General features: G+C 70.3%; 14 protein-coding genes. 9 read left to right on the top strand and 5 right to left on the bottom strand.

The features are described 5' to 3' along the window. Positions 1-104 precede the first annotated feature (104 nt). From VF697_RS42565 to hpf, 3 genes are all read left to right on the top strand, one after another. Entirely contained in the window at positions 105-4,982 is a 4,878-nt protein-coding gene (locus VF697_RS42565) for a hypothetical protein (protein WP_331104381.1), read from the top strand. Between the two features lie 75 nt (positions 4,983-5,057). Next, entirely contained in the window at positions 5,058-6,590 is a 1,533-nt protein-coding gene (locus VF697_RS42560) for a sensor histidine kinase (RefSeq protein WP_331104379.1), read from the top strand. 244 nt (positions 6,591-6,834) lie between these two features. Further along, the gene (gene hpf / locus VF697_RS42555; protein WP_331104377.1) at positions 6,835-7,485 is read left to right on the top strand and encodes a ribosome hibernation-promoting factor, HPF/YfiA family; all 651 of its coding nucleotides are present in this window, start codon (positions 6,835-6,837) and stop codon (positions 7,483-7,485) included. Positions 7,486-7,512: 27 nt separating this feature from the next. On the opposite strand, the gene VF697_RS42550 is transcribed toward hpf, so the two are convergent. Next, entirely contained in the window at positions 7,513-9,324 is a 1,812-nt protein-coding gene (locus tag VF697_RS42550; protein ID WP_331104375.1) for a glycoside hydrolase family 3 protein, read from the bottom strand. Positions 9,325-9,480: 156 nt separating this feature from the next. Between VF697_RS42550 and VF697_RS42545 the strand changes: the two genes are divergently transcribed. Both VF697_RS42545 and VF697_RS42540 read left to right on the top strand, forming a co-directional pair. Further along, positions 9,481-9,942, top strand: a complete 462-nt coding sequence (locus VF697_RS42545; RefSeq protein WP_331104373.1) for a PTS sugar transporter subunit IIA — start codon at positions 9,481-9,483, stop codon at positions 9,940-9,942. 21 nt (positions 9,943-9,963) lie between these two features. Next, positions 9,964-10,800, top strand: a complete 837-nt coding sequence (locus VF697_RS42540; protein ID WP_331104371.1) for a hypothetical protein — start codon at positions 9,964-9,966, stop codon at positions 10,798-10,800. Here VF697_RS42540 and dtd read toward each other — a convergent pair. Beyond that, the gene (gene dtd / locus VF697_RS42535) at positions 10,784-11,251 is read right to left on the bottom strand and encodes a D-aminoacyl-tRNA deacylase (RefSeq protein WP_331104369.1); all 468 of its coding nucleotides are present in this window, start codon (positions 11,249-11,251) and stop codon (positions 10,784-10,786) included. The two genes, VF697_RS42540 and dtd, sit on opposite strands and share 17 nt — an antisense overlap. A 223-nt stretch (positions 11,252-11,474) precedes the next feature. Here dtd and VF697_RS42530 point away from each other — a divergent pair, with 223 nt between their 5' ends. The 4 genes from VF697_RS42530 (at position 11,475) to VF697_RS42515 (ending at position 18,960) form a co-directional block, all read left to right on the top strand. Next, positions 11,475-13,397, top strand: coding sequence for a serine/threonine-protein kinase (locus VF697_RS42530; RefSeq protein WP_331104367.1), 1,923 nt, complete (start codon positions 11,475-11,477; stop codon positions 13,395-13,397). 31 nt (positions 13,398-13,428) lie between these two features. Continuing rightward, complete coding sequence (locus tag VF697_RS42525) at positions 13,429-14,301, top strand: hypothetical protein (protein WP_331104365.1); 873 nt, start codon at positions 13,429-13,431, stop codon at positions 14,299-14,301. Between the two features lie 60 nt (positions 14,302-14,361). Continuing rightward, positions 14,362-16,503, top strand: a complete 2,142-nt coding sequence (locus VF697_RS42520; RefSeq protein ID WP_331104364.1) for an SBBP repeat-containing protein — start codon at positions 14,362-14,364, stop codon at positions 16,501-16,503. A 114-nt stretch (positions 16,504-16,617) separates the two neighbouring features. After that, positions 16,618-18,960, top strand: coding sequence for a hypothetical protein (locus VF697_RS42515; RefSeq protein WP_331104362.1), 2,343 nt, complete (start codon positions 16,618-16,620; stop codon positions 18,958-18,960). On the opposite strand, the gene VF697_RS42510 is transcribed toward VF697_RS42515, so the two are convergent. From VF697_RS42510 to VF697_RS42500, 3 genes are all read right to left on the bottom strand, one after another. Next, a complete protein-coding gene (locus VF697_RS42510) occupies positions 18,957-19,409 on the bottom strand; it encodes a GNAT family N-acetyltransferase (protein ID WP_331104360.1) in 453 nt (150 codons plus the stop codon). The genes VF697_RS42515 and VF697_RS42510 overlap by 4 nt on opposite strands. A 27-nt stretch (positions 19,410-19,436) precedes the next feature. Beyond that, positions 19,437-20,258 carry an ABC transporter permease gene (locus VF697_RS42505; RefSeq protein ID WP_331104358.1) on the bottom strand — a complete coding sequence of 274 codons (822 nt, stop codon included), beginning with the start codon at positions 20,256-20,258 and terminating at the stop codon, positions 19,437-19,439. Continuing rightward, positions 20,255-20,507: ABC transporter permease subunit (locus tag VF697_RS42500; RefSeq protein ID WP_331104356.1), on the bottom strand; the 253-nt coding region annotated here is incomplete at its 5' end. The genes VF697_RS42500 and VF697_RS42505, both read right to left, overlap by 4 nt.

Genomic DNA, 20,507 nt, shown 5'->3' with positions numbered 1-20,507 from the left:
TCCCGAGCGCGCGGGGCCCAGGGGGCAATCCCCTGTGACGAGGACTTGTCCGGACGCGAGCGCGAGGACAGTCCGTGGTGCCGTGGCTTCAAGGAGCCTGGGATATGCGCATCGATTTCGACACCGTGAGACGTTGGAGGCGACTGGGTCTGCTGTTGGCGGGAGCCGGCGCGGGATTGCTGGCCCTGCCGGGCCACTCCGGCAGTGTGCCGGTGCCCGAGCTGGCCGCGTGCTGCTCGGGCGCCGCCGCGCTGGGTGACACGATGATCAACGCCTCGGGAGGAGGCGACAAGGACTTCTTCGAGGTGCCGTCCAGCCCGCCCGGCGCCCTCTTCCTGTTGGGCAACAACGCGTCCATGCAGGACTACCCCGAGTTCCTGCCCGAGGTGGGTGACACCAGCAAGCTGGGGTGCTCGGACCCGGCGCTGGTCGACGCGATGAAGTGGTTCGACCCGAGCAGCGCGGATCCGAAGCTCAACGGCTCCATTCCGTTCGACGCGGACGCGGACTTCTCCGCCACGGAGACGCACTTCTTCGATCCGAACAAGTTCTACCAGTCGCGCGGCCGGCGCCTCGCGTGGCGCGTGGAGGATCTGCCGTACTCGCTCGAGACCGACATGCGCACCACGGTGGGCACCACGGACAAGCAGCAGGCTTGTGGCAACGCCGTGGACTGGAGCGAGCCCTGGGGCTCGCCGGTCTACCTCGAGTGCGCGAAGTGTCTGACGGAGAAGGGCTGGTGGCGTGGCCCGATGGCGAGCACGCCGGCGGACCCTTCCACGGGTCCGCTGCCCGTGGAGGCGCGGCGCAGGTGGATCCTCAGTGGCCGCGTGCTCAACGTGCGTCCGCCCAAGTTCGTGGTGGCGCGCAAGGTGCTCAAGGACATCCTGTCCACGGTGGAGGGTCTGCGCCTGGGCGTGGCCACGTTCGGTCCGGATCACGGCTGGTTTGATCCGCCGGTGCTGCTGCGACCGCTCAAGCCGGCCTGCGACAAGGCCTTCCCACTCCTGGACGAGACGGCGCTCGCGCGGCCCGAGCTCCTCGAGGCCATCAACTCCATCGTCTTCCGCAACGACGAGCGCTCCATCGGCGAGGCGCTCTTTGGACTGGGCGGTTACTTCTCCTCGCAGAAGGTGGATGGCCGGTGGGCGAAGTGGTTCACCAACCCCATCAACCCCGGTTGGGGCTGGCCGGGCTGCTGCAACGGCGGCACCTATGACGATTCGCTCACGGGCAAGGAGGGGGCGCCCTGGGGCTCGCAGTCGCCCGACGAGTGGCTCAAGGACACGCAGCCGTGGGAGGGCGGTGGTGAGGACAGGTCCGTCTGCGTCGCCTGCCAGAACAACTCGGTCATCGTGCTGACGGACGGCGCGCCCAGGTACGACAACACGGTGCCCCTCACGAAGATGATGGAGGTGCTCACGGCGCGGGGCGCGCGGCACCCGGATGGCTCGCTGCTCACGTTCGACGCGAGCCACCCGGAGACGAACACGGCTCCGGGCGGCGTGAACTATTGCGACGCGTTCGGCGCCACGAAGGAGGACTGCGACTACGCCAACTGGCCCACGGGTCTGGCGAAGACGAACAAGAACTTCATGGACGATGTGGCCTTCTTCCTGGCCAACGCGGACCTGCGCGATGACCTGCCGGGCGACCAGTCGGTGCGCACGTACACCATCGGCTATGGCGACAACAGCCCGATGCTCCAGAGCATCGCGATGGCGGGCAAGGGCAGGTTCTTCCGCGTGGGCAACCCGGGCCAGCTGCGCGACGCCATCATGGCCGCGCTGGGCGACGTGAAGGAGGTCTCCACCGCGTTCGCCTCGGCGAGCCTCGCGAGCGTGCAGGCCGGAGGCGTGCAGTCCTCCTCCTTCGTGCCGCGCTTCAACCCGCGCCGCGACCGGCCCTACGAGGGGCACCTCTACCGCTTCTTCTTCTACAGCGAGTTCACCCAGGGCTGCGAGGCGGCCAAGGCGAAGAGCCCGGCGGGAGATCCGCGCGACCTCAATGGCGACAAGGATTGCGAGGACACCTTCTTCCTCGACAAGCCCGCGGGCTTCGTCCCCGGGCCGGGCAAGGTGCCGTCCCTCTCCAGCTTCACCCGTGACAACGTCGTGCAGGAGAACGTGGAGGGCAATTGGGTGAAGGTGCGGACGGCCACCGTCAACAGCGAGGGCCGGCTCGTGGGCGGTGTCGCGGCGCGGCCCTTCTGGGACCTGGGCGAGACGCTCGGCCAGCGCGGCGCGAGCGCTCCATGCGACCCGTCGGATCCGCTCAACCCCACCAATGGCCGCTGCGTCTTCACGATGATCGACCGTGACAAGGACGGCCGCTTCACCGAGACGGACAACCCGCCCGTGCCCTTCGACCTGGACCACCGTGACGAGCTGAAGCAGTACCTGCTGGCGGCGGGTGATGGCTTCTGCGCCAGTGCCTTCGCGAAGCTGCGCAAGGCGTGGACGGGCTCGCCCGCGCAGCAGGACGTGTGCGTCGACACGCTCATCCGCTTCGTGCGCGGTGTGGACGTCTTCGACTACGACGGAGATCTGCTCACCGATGAGGATCGCCCGTGCGCGGAGGATGCGACGCGGTCCTGCAAGCTCGCGGACATCTTCCACTCCACGCCCATCACCGTGGAGCCGCCCCTGGAGCCCCTGCTGTGCGAGCTGGGACTGAGCAGCCAGTGCCTGTCCGTGCTCTACGCGGACTTCTCCGCGGTGGTGTCGTCCGAGATGCCGTGTGCCTCGCCGGGCGCGGGCAAGCCCTGCTACGCGCCCACGAAGATGGACCCGGTGCGCGGCTCCAGCGCCAACCCGTACGGCGCCTATGACGTGTTCCGCAAGGCGAACGCGACGCGCGAGCGAATCCTGCTGGTGGGCTCCAACGGCGGCATGCTGCACGCCGTGCACGTGGGCTCGGCCGTTCCCCGGAGCAAGCAGAGCCTCCTCGACGACACGTATGACCTGGGGACCGGCCAGGAGCTGTGGTCGTTCATCCCGCCGGACCTGCTGCCCAAGCTGGGGCTGATGATGAACGGCCACGAGTACTACGTGGACGGCACGGCCATGGTGCGCGACATCTGGTCGGACGGCTCCTTCAACGGCGCCCGCAACGAGGTGAAGGAGGCCGGCGAGTTCCACACCGTGGCCATCCTCTCCGAGCGCTCCGGTGGTCAGCGCTTCGTCGCGCTCGACGTGACGAACCCGCGCGAGATGCTGAAGCCGGACGGCAAGCCCTTCCGCTGGATGTTCCCCAACGCGTGCGACCCGGAGTCCGGTGCGGTGGGCCAGTCCTGGAGCAACTTCGCGCCCAGGCCGCCGCCCATCGGTCCGGTGCGTCTGGCGAAGGCGAACGCGCGCGGCTGGGAGGAGCGGTGGATCGCCCTGCTCAATGGCGGCTACAGCGCGGACCTCTCGCGGGGCCGCGGTGTGTACATGCTGGATGTCTGGACGGGCCAGAAGCTGTGGTCCGCGGAGGCCCGGCCCGGCGTCGTGTCGGGAGAGGCGTGGCGGGACGAGGTGCTCAACCAGATGATGCCCATCGCGGCCTCGCCGGCCCTGGTGGACCTGGGCAAGGCGGAGAACGTGCGGCGAGACCTGGATGGTTTCTTCGACACGATGATCGTCGGTGACCTGGGCGGCCAGGTGTGGACGTTCCGCTTCCACGAGCCGGGCGTGCTCGGGAGCGACGGCCAGGTGAAGAACTGGTTTGGCGCGCGCTCGCTGGAGATGGCGCGCGAGGGCAAGGCCTTCCAGAAGGCGCCCTTCTTCCACATCGCCTCCAACATCCGTCAGCCGGAGACGGGCTGGCTGCGCAGCTTCCTGGGCACGGGAGACCGGCAGCACCTGCGCTCCAGGGAGGGCACGAACTGCGGCCCCGATGACCTGCTCGCCTGCGTGCGGATGAAGTGTGACGTGAAGGCGGAGTTCCTCGCCAACATCAACGGCCAGCTCCGCCAGTCCACCCTCGAGTACAACGATGGTGTGCGGGTGAAGAACACCGAGTCCTCTTCGGGCTTGCTCGCGGCCACGTGCTCGTCCGCGCGGCTGGAGATGACGAGCCTTCGCATCGCGTGTGACAAGGGCACGGCCCTGGGCAGTGGCTCGTATTACTTCCCCGCGTCGGGCGTGGCGGAGCCGGCCCGCACCGAGGCCCAATGCTCCACGACGGGGGGCGCGTGGTCGTGCGCGCTGGCCAGTCTCCCCACGGGCTCGCACGGGGACCTTCACCTGGGCGCGGACCTCGGCAAGGTGCCGAACAACCGCTACTTCGGCTTCCACTCGTATGGTGGTGCGCAGCGCCGCTTCACGACCGCCGCCGAGGCCGTCGCGTTCGACCGCAAGCGCGTGACGGAGGGCCCCTTCGATTGTGGCCCGGGTGTCGACTGCTCGCTGGTGGATGTCACCATCCCCGACAGCGCGTACGCGACCTCCGTGCACCCGACGATGGGCACCGTCCGTTACGTGCCCGCGGACAAGCTCGCCTCGCTCGCGCGGGGAACGCAGGAGGGGCCGGGCTGGTTCCTTCAGTACGGTGGCCCGAGGGAGAAGACGGCGGCGGGCTCGACGGTGCTGAGCGGCATCGTGTTCTGGCCCAGCTTCGCGCCGCCCGCGGGTGCCACGGTCTCGGCCTGCAAGCTCGCGGGCTCGGGCGATCTCAGCCGCTCGTGGCAGGCGGACATCATCACCGGCCTGCCGGATGAGTCCATGGGTTTCCGGTTGACGGACAAGGACGGCAAGCTGCTCGGGTACCTGCCCCAGAAGACGACGGATGCGCTGGCGCCTCCGCCGGAGCCCACCGCCGTCATCTCCGTGTCTCCGTCGGGAACCATCCGCTACGAGGTGGTGCTGCCGGGCGTGGGCAGGGCCCCCGTCAACGAGACGTTGCGCGAGCGCGCGGACACGACGCCGTACGTCTATTGGCTGGAGGTGCCGCGCAACCTGCACGTGTGCCGCCACGCCAACGCGGAGTCCTGCCAGTAGCGGCTGACACGCGGCGCGCCGTGCTGTCACGGGACGTGGTGTGCCCGGACACACGGCGCGTCCGTAGTCCTTGACGTGGCGGCACATGCCAGCGACGGTGGCGGGGTGAGCGAGCCTCCCGTTCCACGCGCGACGGCTTCCGACAGCGCTTCGTTCGCCGCCACCGAGCGGCTGCGGGTGCTGTTGGAGCACATGTCCGAGGCCTTCCTCGCGTTGGACTCGCGCGGGCGCGTGCTCGAGTGCAACGCGCGGGCGGTGGCCCTCCTGGGCGTGGAGCCCGAGCGGCTGCGTGGCCAGGAGCCATGGGTGGCGGTGCCGGCGCTGGTGGGCCGGACGCTGCACGAGCGGTTGGTGGCGGCGCTCGAGAAGCGTCAGCCCACGCGCTTCCTCGCGTCGCTGCCGCCGCGCACCTGGCTGGAGGTGTCGGTCGTCCCCGTGCGCGACGAGCTGTGGGTGCTCGCCAGCGACATCACCCAGCGCGAGGAGGCCCAGGCGCTGGTGGAGCAGACCGAGAAGCGCTTCCGGCTGCTGGGGGAGCGCTTCCAGGTGGCGCTCGACTCCGCGGAGATGGCCGTCTGGGAGACGAACCTCGTCACCGGCCAGGTGTTCCGCTCCGAGGGGCATGACCGGCTCTATGGCTACCCCGAGCCGCTGACGGAGTGGACCCACGAGAAGTTCCTGGCCTCGCTGCACCCGGAGGACAGGCCCGAGGTGGAGGCGCAGGTCTCCGTCATCTTCTCCAAGGAGGTGAAGGGCTACACCTCCACCTTCCGCACCCGGTGGCCGGATGGCTCCTGGCACTGGCTCACCAGCCGCGCGCGTGTGCTGCGTGATGGGGAAGGGCGCCCCCTGGTGGTGCGCGGCGCCATCCTCGACATCACCCAGTTGAAGGAGACGGAGCTGGCGCTGCAGGAGGCGGTGCGCGTGCGCGACGACTTCCTGTCGCTCGCCAGTCATGAGCTGAAGACGCCGCTGGCCGGGCTGTCGCTGCAGATGCAGTTCCTGCGGCGCCTGGAGGCCGCCAACGCCGCCACGCCTCTGTCCGACCCCAAGGTGCGCTCGCGGCTGGAGGCCACGGACAGGACGCTGCGGCGGTTGGGTGTGCTGGTGGACAATCTGCTGGACGTCAGCCGCGTCCGGCACGGCAAGCTCGACTTCCTCTTCGCCACCGCGGACCTGTCCGAGGTGGTGTCCGAGGTGGTGGCGCGCACCGAGGATCAGGCGCGGCAGGCGGGCGTGGACCTCGTCGCGCACATCGAGTCGCCGCTGGTGGGGAGCTTCGATCGGCTGCGGTTCGAGCAGGTGCTGATGAACCTGCTGTCCAATGCGCTGCGCTACGGCGCGGGCAGTCTGGTGGAGGTGCGGCTGGAGCGGACGTCCGAGGGCGCCCGGCTGGTGGTGCGGGACGAGGGGCCGGGCATCCCCGAGGCCGACCGGGAGCGCATCTTCGCGCGCTTCGAGCAGGTGGTCAGCGCGGCGCGCGCGGGAGGCCTCGGCCTGGGGCTCTTCATCGTGCGGCAGATCGTCGAGGGCCACCGGGGCCGCGTCCACATGGAGCCCGGGCCCGGGGGCAGGGGCTCGGCCTTCGTGGTCGAGCTGCCGCTGTGACACGCGGCCCCAGGGGCTTCTACAGCGCCGCGTGCGCCAGCATTCCCAAGCCCCCCGCCGCTCGCACTGTGAGTCTCAGCAATCCAGCGACGCTGGAAAGTCAAGACGACACTGCCTGTTGAGTGGAGTGCGATCAGCCATCCTTTCTGGTGGGCGGGTTGCTTTCGGGCCTTCAGAGCGTTTCTGATCTGTACCGGAGCGCTGGTCGTCTTCACCCCAAAGCCCATATGGGAGGCAGTCACGCATGCAGCTCAACATCACCTTCCGCCAGTTCGGTTCGTCCGATGCCCTCAAGGAGTACGCGAAGGAGAAGGTCGAGCGGGTGAACAAATACCTGGATCGGGCGGGTGAGGCCCACGTGGTGCTGTCGCTCGAGCGACACCTGCACCACGCGGAAATCACCATCCACTCCGGCTCCTGGGTGCTGCGTGGCAGGGACAAGAGCGAGGACATGTACGCGTCCATCGATCTCGCGATGGACAAGATCGAGAACCAGCTCCGCAAGTACAAGGAGAAGCTCAAGAACCACCACGGGCGCGAGCGGGTGCACCACCGGCAGGAGCTGGTGAACAACCTGAAGGTGCGCCACAAGGTGTTCGAGATCCCCGAGGAGTTCCTCGCGGAGGAGACCGCCGCCCAGGCTGCCCGCGCCCAGGCCGCGTCGAGCGCTCCGGCCACCGCGCCCGCGCAGCCCACCACGCGCATCGTGCGCACCTCGGACATCACCGTGAAGCCGATGACGGTGGACGAGGCGGTGATGCAGATGAACCTGCTCAACCAGGAGTTCTACATCTTCCAGCACGCGACCACGCACGAGGTCTGCGTGGTGTACCGGCGCAAGGAAGACGGGCAGTTCGGCCTCATCGGCGTGCACGCGCCGCCCAACGCGGGCTGAGGCCCGTGTCCCCTCCGGAGCGCCGGCTCACCGTGCGCCGCGCTCCGGGTGGCGATTCGCGGCGGCCGCCTGCTCGCGGCTCACTCCCTCCAGCCCGTGACCGAAGGCGAGCCGGCTGAGCCCCACGGGCAGTCGGCCCGGCGTGCCGATCTCCCCGAAGAGGGCGGCGGCGGCGGCCTCGGTGGCGGCGGGCTGGTAGGAGTAGATGGCGAGCACGGCGCGCGCCTCGTCCACGCTCTCGGCGAGGTAGGGCAGTCCCATGGACACCACCAGCACCGGGCGGCCCGTGGCGGCGGCCAGGGTGACGAGCTCGAGCTGGTGCGAGTTCACCAACCCCACCACCACCACGTCCGCGGCGAGCGCCAGGCGGCGGGCCCGCTGTCTCAGCACGGCGCGGCGGGCCTTGGAGGGCCACGCGGGCACGTTCAGCACCTGGGCACCCGGGACGCGCTCGAGGATGGCCTCGCCCAGGGAGTCCTCGGCGGTGATGACGGCGAGGCGCGTGCCGGGTGACAGGGGGAAGTGCTTGCCGTCCGTGCGCAGCAGGGTGACGGCGGCGCGGGCGATGCGGCGGGCCACCTCGGCATGCTCCGGGTCGGGCGGGTGGGCCAGCCGCTCCTCCCACAGCGGCGGCGACTCGAAGAGGCCGCGGCGCACCTTGGCCGTGAGGACGTGGCGCACCGCCTCGTCCAGCCGCGCCGGGGGAAGGTCCCGGGAGAGGGCTGCGGCGAGCAGGGCCTCGTACACCTCCGTCTTCTTCTCCGCCCTCCAGGGGACGAGCACCATGTCCGCGCCGGCCTTCACCGCCAGCACCGCGGCCCGGCCCACGCCGTAGCGCTGGGCGATGGCGTCCATCTCCAGCTCGTCGGTGAGCACCAGCCCGTCGAAGCCGAGCCGCCGGCGCAGCAGTCCGTCCAGCACCCGAGGGTGGAGGGTGGCCGGCACGTCATCCCCGGTGAGGCCGGGCACGGCCACATGCGCCGTCATCAGCCCGTCCAGCCCGTCCTGGATGACGGCGCGGAAGGGCTCCATCTGGGCGAGCACCTCCTCGCGCGACTCGCGCATGACGGGCAGGTCCCGGTGGCTGTCGGCGTCCGTGGCGCCATGGCCGGGGAAGTGCTTGGCCACGGTGACGAGCCCCGCGTCCTGCTGGCCGCGCACGAAGGCGCGCCCCAGCTCGGAGACGAGTGACACCGAGTCCCCATAGGAGCGGATGCCGATGACGGGGTTGCGCGGGTTGAGGTTGACGTCCAGCACCGGCGCCAGGTTCATGTTGAAGCCCAGGCGCTTGAGGTCCTCCCCCTGGGCGTGCCCGGCGGCGTAGGCCAGCTCGGGCGAGCGGGTGGCCCCCAGCGCCATGTTGCCCGGCAGCACCACCACCTCGTCCTTCACCCGCACCACGTTGCCCCCTTCCTGATCCAACGCGAGGAAGGGGGGAATGCCGTCGGCCAGCAGCCGGCGCAGGCCGTCGTTGAGGCGGGCCACCTGCTCGCCACTGGCGATGTTGCGCTTGAAGAGGCACACCCCGCCCACCCGACGGCCCCGCACCAGGGCCTCCACGGACGCGTCCACCCCCGTGCCGGCGAAGCCCACCATCATCAACTGGCCCACCTTGTCCTCGACGGACAGGCTGGCCATGAGGGCGTCCACCCGGGACTGGAGCGCCAGGTCCACCGTCGCGGACCCGGTGGGAGTGGGGTCAGGGGGGACCTGGGCAGGGGCGGGCGTCTCCGAGGGGGGGAGCGGCCCGGGCTCCGGAGGGCGGCCGGGCGCGGTGGCACAGGCGCCCAGGGCGAGGACGAGCAGGACGGTGAGTGCGGGCGAGGGCCGGGGGAACACGTGGGGGGAGCCTAGACGAGCCCCTGGGACCCCTCCATCTTCTGACCTGGAGCGTGCAAGACGCCTGGAGACGGACAGGGAGGGCAGGCGACCCTTGCGCTTCCAAGAGGCCAGGAGTAATTGCCCGCAGAGGGAGCGCCACCGCGGGAGCGCCAGTTGAGAATCTCCGAGTTCCTCAGCCCACAAGCCGTCATCGCGGACCTCCGCGCGCGGGACAAGCAGGACGTGTTGCGCGAGATGAGCGCGGCGTTCGCCCGGGCCCATCCTCCGTTGAAGGAGGAGCGCCTCGTGGAGGTGTTGCGCGAGCGCGAGAAGCTGGGCTCCACCGGCATTGGTGAGGGCGTGGCCATTCCCCACGGGAAGATGGCCGGGCTGACGCAGCTGCTGGCCGCCTTCGGCGTGTCGCGCCAGGGCGTGGACTTCGAGGCCATCGACGGCAAGCCCACGCACCTCTTCTTCGCCCTGGTGGCCCCGGAGAACAGCGCGGGCGTGCACCTCAAGGCGCTGGCGCGCATCTCGCGGCTCTTCAAGAACCCGCGCTTCCGCGCCGCCATCCTCGAGGCCCCCACGACGGCGGACATCCACGCCCTCATCGTGCAGGAAGACGCTCGGCCCTAGCGGCTTCGGGAGGGGAAGCGGATGGAGCTGGTCCTTCGGCCGGTCAATGACCGTTTCTTCCAGGAGCAGGTGCTGCCCTTCCTGGCGCTGGCCATGAGCGACTCGGCCCAGGCGCTGGAGTCCCTCCATGCACGGCTCGCGGACGAGCAGGGTCGCCTGCTGTGCGAGCGGCTGCTCTCCTCTCATGTCGGGGGCGGGCTGGGCGGGGTGGAGCAGGAGCCCTGGGCGGAGCTGGTGGATCGGCTCACCTTCCTTCACTGGGGCCCGGGCGCGTCCGGCTGGGCGGTGGTGGGGCAGCGGGTGGGCTACGCGGGGGACTGGGACGAGGCGCTGCACCTGGCGCTGATGGTGGAGGACCCCTCCTACCCATACTGGGACGCGCGGGCCTCGCACGGGCGGCGGGACGGCTTTCGGCAACACCCGGTGGCGGACCTGGGGCTCGCGTCGCTGATCGGCGGCCAGTGGGAGCCCTTCCCGGCCTTCCCGCCGGATCGCGTCTTCTCCACCCAGGGACGGGGCGAGTACGTGCCGCGCGAGCAGTACGCCTTCGCCGACTGGGCGTGGCGGTCAGCGGGCACGGTGGCGCACTGGCACGTCAACCTGGAGCGCAAGCTGCGGCGGCTGCTGGCGCGTGAGCTGGAGCGGCTCCGGCCGGTGGAGCTGCCGGAGTCGGACGAGGTGCTGGCGTACTGGCTGGGCAAGGTGCCCCAGCCCCCGGTGCTCACGGTGGCCTTCTCCGGGCTGGGCCGGCGTTCGGCCTCGTGGATTCAGGAGCTCGGTGTGCTCACGTCGCACGTGCGCGAGGCGGCCCAGGCCCGGGACGGCCTGGTGACGCTGGTGCCTACCGGGCGGGCGTAGCGGCCGCGGCCCCCGGGCTCTCCAGCAAGAGGGTGACGGGACCGTCGTTGACGAGCGCCACCTTCATGTCGGCGGCGAAGACACCGGTGCCCACCGTGAGGCCGCGGGCGCGCAGGGCATCGCACACGCGCTCGTAGAGGGCCTTGGCGCCCACCGGCTCCATGGCGTCGGTGAAGCTGGGGCGCCGGCCCCGGCGCGCATCTCCATAGAGGGTGAACTGGCTCACGACGATGAGCTGCCGCGAGGTGTCCTCCAGCGAGAGGTTCATCTTGCCCGCGGCGTCCTCGAAGATGCGCAGGGTGGCGAGCTTCTCGGCCATCCACGGCACGTCGGCCTCGGTGTCGCCCTTGCCGACGCCCAGCAGCACGAGCAGCCCCGGGCCCATCTGACTGACGCGCTCGCCGTTGACGGTGACGGAGGCCTCGAGGACCCGCTGGACCACGGCCTTCATGTGCTCACTCCCAGAGGAGGCCGGAACCTACTTGCCTGCCTGCCCTCCATGCAATTCCAACCCGCCTCCCTGGCCGAAGACTCCCACCGTCCGGCTGATGACCTGCCGGGACCTGTGGCATAGGATGCGCGACCGAATGACCGTTCAGCGACCCTGTCGCACTTGCGGGAGTCCTGTTCCTGAGGGGGTGAAGGAGTGCCCTCGGGATGGAACTCCCGTTGCCATGGAGCCCTTCTCGGACGAGCGGACGGTGCGGCGCGCCCCGTCCACGGCGCCCGTGGAGCAGGTGTCCCCCGAGTCGCCCGAGGAGGACGAGCCGGCGTGGGAGTCCACCGTCCGCAAGGACGTGATGGTGGGCCAGAAGCTCGGCGAGTACGTGGTGCGCCGACGCATCGGCAGCGGCGGCATGGGCGTCGTCTACGAGGGCGAGCACCCGGTCATCGGTCGCAAGGTCGCCATCAAGATCATCCGCCCGGACTCCTCGGAGGGCGTGCGCTCGCGAGACCTCATCGACGAGGCGCGCGCGGCGAGTGCCATCCGCCACCGCGGCATCATCGACATCTTCGGCTTCGGAACGCTCCCCGGGGTGGGCCAGTACCTGGTGATGGAGTTCCTCAATGGCCGGCCGCTGGATGAGGTCATCCTGGACCGGGCGCCGATGCACGCCGCCGAGGGCATCCGGCTCATCATCGAGGTGCTCGGCGCGCTGGCGGCCGCGCACGCCGAGGGCGTCATCCACCGCGACCTCAAGCCGGGCAACATCTTCGTCGTGCTGGAGTCCAACGGCTCGGAGTACGTGAAGGTGCTGGACTTCGGGCTCGCCAAGCGGGGAGCGGCGCCCAACAGCGCCACGCCGCAGACGCGCGCGAGCATGATCGTCGGCACCCCCGAGTACATGGCCCCGGAGCAGGCCTGTGGCCAGGCGGTGAGCCCGCGCACGGACCTGTATGCGGTGGGCATCATCATGTTCGAGATGCTCACCGGGCGGCTGCCCTTCCGCGGCGACTCGGCGATGCAGACGGCCATCATGCAGGTGCAGACGCCGCCGCCCTCGCCCTCGAAGTTCGTGGACGGGCTGCCGCCCGCGCTCGATGACCTCATCCTGCGGCTGTTGGCGAAGGAGCCCGACCAGCGGCCCGCCTCGGCCGACCTCGTGGCGCGCGAGCTGAAGGGCATCGCCAGGATGCTGGCCGTGGACATGACCCAGCTGTCCGGGTTCGCCCGGGCTGTCCCGGAGTCCGCCGCGTCCGCCCCACGCCCCCAGCTCCGGCAGGAGCCGACCGGAGCCGCTCCCCCGCGAGGGGGCCCCGGTGCGCGCCCGGCGGCCGCTCCGCCCGCTCAGGAGACGGTGACCGCTCCTCGGGGTGGGACCGATGCACGTCCGGCACTCGCTCCACCGCCCGCGAACCTCGCGGCGGCCCGGGGTGGGGTGGCTTCCCGTCCGGCGGCTCCCGCCCGCTCGCAGCAGGGGGCACGCCCCCAGGCCCCGCGCCCGCAGCCGCAGGCGCCCGCTCCGCACTCTCCGCCCACCACCGAGGTGGGTCTGCGCAACGAGGCGCTCCGGGGCTCCAGGTCCGGCCTGAAGCTCCTGGCCAGCGTGGGTCTGGCGGCCATCCTCCTCGGCGCGGGGGCGGGCGTGGTGTGGATGCGCCGGGGCGACAGCGCCCCCACCGTTCCGACGGCGCCCACCCCCACGTCCAAACCGAAGCCGGAGCCCAAGGGGGTGACGGGCTCGCAGCCGGCCGTGGCTCCCCAGCCCGAGCCCAAGCTCCCAGTCGCCGAGCCCGCGCCGGCCGTGGCGCAGACCTCCGATCAGACCGAGGCTCCCCCTCCGGACGAGGCCTCGCCACCTCGGAAGACCGGCTCGCCGCCGGTGTCGCAAGAAAAGGATGCGACTTCCGGCCCGAAGCTCCGTTCTCCGATGATGGGGAACGGGACGCTCAAGGTCGTGTCGGAATGCTACACCGAGGTGTATGTGGAAAACGCGTTGAAGGGGGGCGTACCGGGTTCGGGGGCCCTCGTGTCGCTGCCCCCCGGAAAGTACCTGGTCAGGCTGGAGGGCAAGTTGATCCTCAATCCCGAGAAGACCATCACCATTCGTCCGGGGGCGACGTCCAAGTACGAGGCCCGCTGCAGCCCTGACTAGCGTCACCCACCCTCGAGGAACCGCCCTGGCCATGTCCTTCCGTTCCTTCTGCCTGGTCCTTTTGCTCCTTCCGATGGCCGCGTGGGCCGACATCCGGGGGATCGACCTCTACGCCCGGGGTGAGTTCGAGAAGGCGGTCCCCGTCTTCCGACAGGAGATGGAGAACCCCCGCCGCTCGGACAAGGAGAAGGCGCGCGCGCGCATCTACCTCGCCGCCTCGCTCTTCGCGCTCGAGATGAGGGTGGACGCCACCCGGGAGCTCGAGGAGCTCGCGCGGCTCTACCCCGAGCAGCGGGTGGACCCGAACCGCTTCCCTCCCAACTTCGTGGCGCTGGCGGAGAAGGCGCGGGCCACCGTGGAGACCGAGGAGCTGCGCAAGCAGACCGAGGCCGCGAAGGCCGAGCAGGAGCGGCTCGCCGCGGAGGCGGAGCGCGGCAGGCGCGAGGCGGAGGCGCTCGGGCAGCCGCAAGGACCCGATGGGGAGGTGACGGCGCCCGTGGAGCCGCACGCCGCCTCGTCCTTCCGGTTGCGGCCGGAGCTCTTCGGCTATGTCGACGTGTTGGGCCGCTCCGGGGGCTATGGTTTCGGCGCCACCGCCGGCTACGGGGGCCTGGAGGCGGGGGTGCGGGCCATGCCCGGTCCCGAGGGGCGTTGGGGGATGGGCCTGGAGGTGGGCTACGTCTTCGGGCGCGGCAGCTTCCAACCGCGTGTGGCCCTGCGGGGGACGCATGTGGTGGGCGTTGGCCTCGGGGGCGGAGGCGTGGTGGGGGCGCGGCTGACGCTCCTGCCCCAGCTCACGTTGATGGCGGACGTGGGCTTCGAGGGCTTCAACGTCGACGCTGCCGGGAGTTACCGGTCAACCGTCCTGGTGGCCTCGACTGGCGTGGGTTTCAACCTGTTCTAGGCGTCTCCCTCCCGGGAGACCCGGCTGTGTGCTGTTCGCTCCGTGAAAGGGAGAATCGCCGTGTCCGCTCGTCTGCTTCGTGGCGCTCCCAGGATCGCCGCGCTCTTCGTGCTCGCCGTGCTGCCGGGTCTGGCCCGTGGGCAGGCCTGGAGGCCCGAGATCACCTGGAACTCGTACCTGGGGGGCTCCGCGAGCGATGAGCTGCAGAGCGTCGTGGTGAACGACCGCGGGGAGTTCTTCGTGGCGGGTCGGACGAACTCGACCAACTTCCCTGAGCAGGCAGGTCCGTTGGTGTCCAGCACGACCCAGGACGCCCTCGTCGCCAAGTACAACGACAACGGGGTGCTGGCCTGGGCGCGGGGGTTCGGCAGCGACGGCGACGACGTCGCGCTCGATGTGCAACTGGTTCCCGGCACGGAGGGGCAGGAGGTGTACGTCGTGGGGAGGATGCAGTCGACCACCGTCACTGGCTTCCATACCAATCCCACCCCCCCCATTCCGGTCACCCCCAAGAACGCGTACCAGAAGGGCGAGTCGGATGCCTTCCTCGCGCGGCTGAACTCGGACGGCGGGCTGCGGTGGATCCTGTTCCTGGGAGGCTCGTCGGCGGATGAAGGCCAGGCCCTGGCCGTGTCGTCGGACGGAAGCAAGGTGTACGTCGGCGGGAAGAGCAACTCGGACCCCGCCTCGTTCTCCCCGGCGGCGGTCGGCCTTCGGGGCAACGACCTCGATGGGTTCGTCACCCAGGTGAACGTCTTCGTGCCCAACACCCCGGCCGTCGAGTGGACACGCATCCTCGGGTCCAAGGCCTCCTTCCCCTCCAATGCGGATGATGCGGTGGCTTCGCTCGTGCTCAGGAACGGCGCGATCTACGTGGGAGGAACCGTGGGGTCCAGAATCACGGACACAGACCCCAGCATCGAAGTCGTCGAGGTGGAGGGCTTCCACGAAGGCGCGAGCGATGGCTTCGTCGCGAAGCTGAACCCGGATGCCGGCGTCGCCTGGTTCACCAACGTGGGGGGCCCGGGCTCGGAAGACATCGACGAGGTGCACGAGCTCCTGCCGGCCCCCAACAGCAACGAGTTCCTCGTCGTGGGCGTCACGAACTCCGAGACCTTCCTCACCCCGGACGGGCGCTCCGGTAGCGATTATGACGCCTTCGTGTTCCGGATGGCCGAGACAGGCGTTCGCCTGGAGGGGGGGCATCGGGTGCGCGGGAGCGGCAATGAGCGGATGGATGATGACAAATCCGACGCGAAGCCCCCCGTGCCCGGCCAGAGCCATGCCGCGGTGGATGCGCTCGGCAACGTCTTCCTCGGGGGAAGGACGTCGACCCAGACGGATGGGGGACTGGCCATGAACGCCTTCGATGAGACCTTCGGAGCCAACAGCGGGACCAACAGCGACGGCTTCGTCGCCATGGTGGATCCCTCCCTGTCGCGGACCGTGTGGGCCTCCTACGTGGGCGGAGCAGCCAGCAAGGATGAGTGGGTGCTGGGGTTGTCCGCCGGGCCGCTGGGACAGCTCACGCTCGTGGGTTTCTCCGACTCGGCCAACCTGCTGCCCCGACCGGATGCGGGCCAGGACCCCGTGGCGAACGGCCTCACGGATGGCTTCGTCTTCCGCCTGGAGGTGGACCCCACGGCGCCACTCCCGGGCTCGGTGAACGCCGAACCCGTCGAGCAGGGCCTCCTCACCGCCACCTGGACGGGTTTCTCCGACCCGGAGACGCGCATCTCCGGATACGCGTGGAGCGTGACCGTGAATGGAGGCCCGGGCACGGGCGAGGTGCTGCGGGACTTCACGTCCACGGGGACTGGCACCTCCATCCTCCCCAGCGACAGACTCCAGATGGAGGAGGGGAAGAGCTACTTCGTCACGGTGCGTGCCACCAATGGTGTGGGCCGCACGACGACGGTCACGTCCAACGCCGTCTCGTGGTCGGCGGACGCGGGGAGCGGGAACACTCCAGATGCGGGAGCGGATGCCGGGGTGGATGCCGGAGCGGATGCCGGGGCTGGGTCGGGTTCCGACGCGGGCACGCTCCCGGGTGAGCCCATGTCCCCGCTGGGTTGGGGCTGTGGCAGCACGGGCGGTGGCGGGGTGGCGGGCGCACTCGCGCTGATGGCGCTGACCCTGCTGGGGGTGCGCCGCGGACGTCCAGCCGCCGAGCGCGAGCGGGCACGCGGCTCGGAGCACTGAACCGCGTGCCGACACGGACCCCTCGTCGGGGGCCGTGGGCTATAACGGCTTCGTCGTGCAGGTGCCTTCGGCTGACGTGGGCGGGGGGCTGCTTTGTCCGGAGAGGAGTGTCGCGTGTTCCGTCATGTGCCCGGTGTGCTGGCCGCCGTCTGCGCCATTCTCGTGTCCTGGGGGGCTTTGAGCCAGCCCAGGCCCATCGAGGCTCCGGCTCGGTCGGCCCAGCTCATGGCGCCCGTCTTCCGCTCGGGCATCGCACCAGCGGCCGCGGACTCGGCGGGCAGGTACGAGCTGAGGCACCGGCGGGTCAGTGCCCTCTTCAGCGACACGGGCATGAAGGTGCGCCTGCCGTCGCGCACCTCGCGGGCCCGTGAGCTGGACTGGAGCGTGGCCGGAGGGCGCGCGGTGAAGCCCCAGGCGGAGAAGCCTCGGGAGACGAAGCTGCACCGGCTGGTGGGGCCGCGGTCGGCCTGGGAGCAGGAGGTGCCCACGTACGGAGGGCTGCGCTACGCCGGGGTGCTGCCGGGAGTGGAGCTGTGGTTCGAGGAGCGAGCCGAGGGCGTGGAGTACGGCCTGCGGGCCGAGCGCGGGGAGGACTTGAGGCGGGTGGAGCTGCAATACGCCGGAGCCCAGGCGGTGCGGGTGGTGGAGGAGGGCCGCGCGCTGGAGGTGGACCTGGGTGAGGGGGTGCTGCGGGAGGAGGGGCTGAAGTGCGCGCAGGAGCAGGTGGACGGGACGCTGACGGCGGTGGGCTGCCGGTTCACCGACGCGCACCCGGTAGGGCCGGAGCGGTGGGTCCATGCCATCGAGGTGGACGTGGTGGACCCCGAGCTCCCGGTGGTGGTGGATCCGCTCGTCCTCTGGAACACCTACCTCCTGGGCCCGGGTGCCGAGGATGCGGTCTGGGCCATCGAGCAGAATGACGCGGGCGAGGTCTTCATCGCCGGAATGTTCGGAGGCACGCCCACGTCCTCACCGGCGCCAGCAATCAGCCATCGCTATGGGGGCGGGGGCGGGGCGAGCGATGTGCTCGTCGCCAAGTTCCAGGTGGACGGCGGGCTGGATTGGTGGACCGTGCTCGGCGCGACGGGCGAGGATCACGCCAGCGACCTGGTGATAGGGAGCTCGGGAGAGCTGTACGTCGCTGGCACCACCACGTCGCCGAACTTCTCGTGGGTGCTGCCCGACGGGGGGCCGATGGAGAGCAAGTCCGTCGACCCCTTGTCTCCCGGGGATGGCTTCGTGGCTCGGCTCGACTCCTCTGGAGCGCAGCTCGACTGGTTCCAGCGCATCGACAGGGATGGGGGGGAAGCCGTCCGGGACATGATCCAGCTTCCCGATGGTCGGTTGATCGTCGCCGGAAGGGCGAACGTGAACCGCGTCGTGGGAAGCACGTCCTACCAGGAAGAGGATGGCTTCATCGCGCGCCTCGATCCCAGCCAGCGCAAGCTGGATTGGAGCATCTCCATCCCGGGTCCTCGTAACAATGTGGCGGACGAGAGCGTGCAGGGTGTCACCCTCAGGGACAACGGCTCCGTCTATGTCACGGGTTACTACAGCGATGACCCGGGGGGCGTCCGCAATGCCTTCGTCTCCGTGGTCTCGGGCGTCAACGGCGTCAATCCGATGATCGTTTCGACCCAGAGCATCGGAGCCAATGGCGAGCAGGAGGGCGTCACGACAACCCGACTGGCCACGGCTTCCGGAGACAGGGTTCTGACGTGGGGATGGAGCGGCCCCTCGACCAATTTCCCGCCTTCCGGTCTGGGCATCCGGGGAGCCAGTGACCTTTTCGTCACCGAGCTCGGGGACTCCTCGGGCATCCTCACCGTGGGGAAGACGACGCTCCTCGGTGGCGACGGGCTCGATTTGGTCGGCTTCGTGAGGACCGACTCCGCCCAGCGGATCTATCTGGGGGGGCTCACCAAATCGAAGGACCTGCCCAGCGCCGGAGGATTCGATACCACCCTGGAGGACAACGGCAAGGGGGATGGTTTCGTGGCGAGGGTCCGACTCGATGTGGAGCCCTCGTTCGAGTGGGTGTCCTACGTTGGTGGGACCGGAGAGGACGAGGTCAACGCGCTGCTCGTGGACTCCAGGAACCCGGACCTCCTCTTCATCGGTGGGTCCACCACCTCGCAGAACCTCCAGTATTCCGACGCCGGCTTCGACACGAGCCCGAATGGCACGTTCCCGAACATGTTCCTGCTGGCCGTGGACCTGAAGGCCTCGCCGGGTGGCAACCCGGGCTCGGGAGGGGATGCGGGCACGGGCACGGGCACGGATGCGGGCACGGGCACGGATGCGGGCGCGGGCACGGATGGGGGCACGGACTCGGGAGGCAAGCTGTCCCCGCTGGGCTGGTCCTGTGGTTCCACCTCGGGGGGCTCGGGAGCCCTCGCGCTCGGCACGCTCGTTGGACTGGCGCTGCTGGCCTCGCGCCGCAGGCCGCGCGCCTAGCGGAACATGTCCACGTGGGGGATGCCGTCCTCGTCGTACACGTCCCCCACCGCGCGGAAGCCGAAGCTCTCGTAGAAGCCCCGCAGGTAGTCCTGGGCGCCGATGCGGATGGGCGTGCGCGGGTAGTGCTCCTCGATGAAGGCGAGCCCCTTCTCCACCAGCACCCGCCCCTGGCCCTGGCGGCGCGCGCTCGGGGCGGTGACCACCCGGCCGAAGCTCACCTCCGGGTACTTCAGCCCCGGCGGCAGCACGCGCAGGTAGGCCGCGAGGATGGGCGCCTCGGGTGTGCCCGTGGTGCCGAGCAGGTGATGGGAGCCTCGGTCGTAACCATCGGCGTCCTGGTAGATGGAGCGCTGCTCCACCACGAACACCTCCTGGCGCAGCGCCAGCAGGCCGTAGAGCTCGTCGAGCGTCAGCTCCGGGAACGTCTTCCATTTCCAGTGCGGCATGGCTCTCCTGTTCAGCGGCGGTGAGGCCTAACGCTCCAGGTGCTTCGGGTCCAGCGTATCGCGCACGGCATCGCCGAGCAGGTGGAAGCCGAGCACGGTGAGGGCCAGCGCGAGCCCGGGGAAGAGGGCCACGTGGGGCGCGACGAGGAGGTACTGCGTGCCCTGGTCCACCAGCGCTCCCCACGAGGGCGTCCCCGGAGGCGCGCCGAGCCCGAGGAAGCTGAGCGAGGCCTCGGCGAGGATGGCGCCGGGCAGGGCGGAGGTGGCCTGGACGACGAGGGGCCCGGCGGCGTTGGGCAGCAGGTGGTGCAGGAGGATGCGCGCGTTGCTGGCGCCGAGGGCCCGCGCGGCCTGGACGTAGTCGCGCTCGCGCAGGGTGAGCACCTGCCCGCGCGCCAGCCGGGCGTAGCCCGTCCACCCGGTGAAGCTGAGCGCGAAGATGACGTGGGTGAGCGAGGGCCCCAGCACGGCGGTGATGAAGATGGCCAGGAGGATGCCGGGGAAGGCGAGCAGCACGTCGGTGAGCCGCATGAGCGCCTCGTCCAGGAGCCCGCCGACGAAGCCCGCGAGGCCGCCGAGCACGGTACCCACCAGGGCCGAGAGCGCCACGGCGAACACGGCGACGACGAGCGAGACGCGGGCTCCATGGAGGAGCTGGGAGAGCAGGTCGATGCCGTTCTCCCCGGTGCCGAGCGGGTGGCCGGGGCCGGGTGGGGCCAGCTCGGTGGCGAGGTCGATGGCCTCCGGGGCATGAGGACTGAGGAGGGAGGCCAGCAGCGCGACGAGGACGAGCAGCCCCGCCACGGCGAGGCCGAAGCGCCCACCCGCGGAGCGGAGGAGGCGTCTCATGCGCGCCTCCGCACGCGCGGGTCGACGAGCGCGTAGGCCATGTCGGTGAGCGTGTTGACGAGCACGTAGCAGCAGGTGAAGACGAGCACGGTGGCGCGCACGGTGTTGTAGTCGCGCCTCTCGATGGCGCTCAGCAGCAGGGTGCCCATGCCGGGCCAGGAGAACACCTTCTCGGTGACGATGGCGCCGCCGAGCAGGCCGCCGAACTCGAGCCCCAGCACGGTGAGGATGGGCAGCAGGGCGTTGCGG

Origin of the sequence: Archangium sp. (assembly GCF_036388035.1) — a bacterium.
GTDB lineage: Bacteria > Myxococcota > Myxococcia > Myxococcales > Myxococcaceae > Archangium.
Note: the sequence above shows the minus strand (reverse complement) of the source record. Positions and strands in the feature narration are given on the sequence as shown.

What these genes read in the sequence shown, in the direction of transcription:
- VF697_RS42540 (WP_331104371.1), top strand. Translation starts at nt 9,964, where the DNA reads ATGGAGCTGGTCCTTCGGCCGGTCAATGACCGTTTCTTCCAGGAGCAG.
- VF697_RS42505 (WP_331104358.1), bottom strand. Translation starts at nt 20,258, where the DNA reads ATGAGACGCCTCCTCCGCTCCGCGGGTGGGCGCTTCGGCCTCGCCGTG.
- VF697_RS42525 (WP_331104365.1), top strand. Translation starts at nt 13,429, where the DNA reads ATGTCCTTCCGTTCCTTCTGCCTGGTCCTTTTGCTCCTTCCGATGGCC.
- VF697_RS42565 (WP_331104381.1), top strand. Translation starts at nt 105, where the DNA reads ATGCGCATCGATTTCGACACCGTGAGACGTTGGAGGCGACTGGGTCTG.
- dtd (WP_331104369.1), bottom strand. Translation starts at nt 11,251, where the DNA reads ATGAAGGCCGTGGTCCAGCGGGTCCTCGAGGCCTCCGTCACCGTCAAC.
- hpf (WP_331104377.1), top strand. Translation starts at nt 6,835, where the DNA reads ATGCAGCTCAACATCACCTTCCGCCAGTTCGGTTCGTCCGATGCCCTC.
- VF697_RS42510 (WP_331104360.1), bottom strand. Translation starts at nt 19,409, where the DNA reads ATGCCGCACTGGAAATGGAAGACGTTCCCGGAGCTGACGCTCGACGAG.
- VF697_RS42530 (WP_331104367.1), top strand. Translation starts at nt 11,475, where the DNA reads ATGGAGCCCTTCTCGGACGAGCGGACGGTGCGGCGCGCCCCGTCCACG.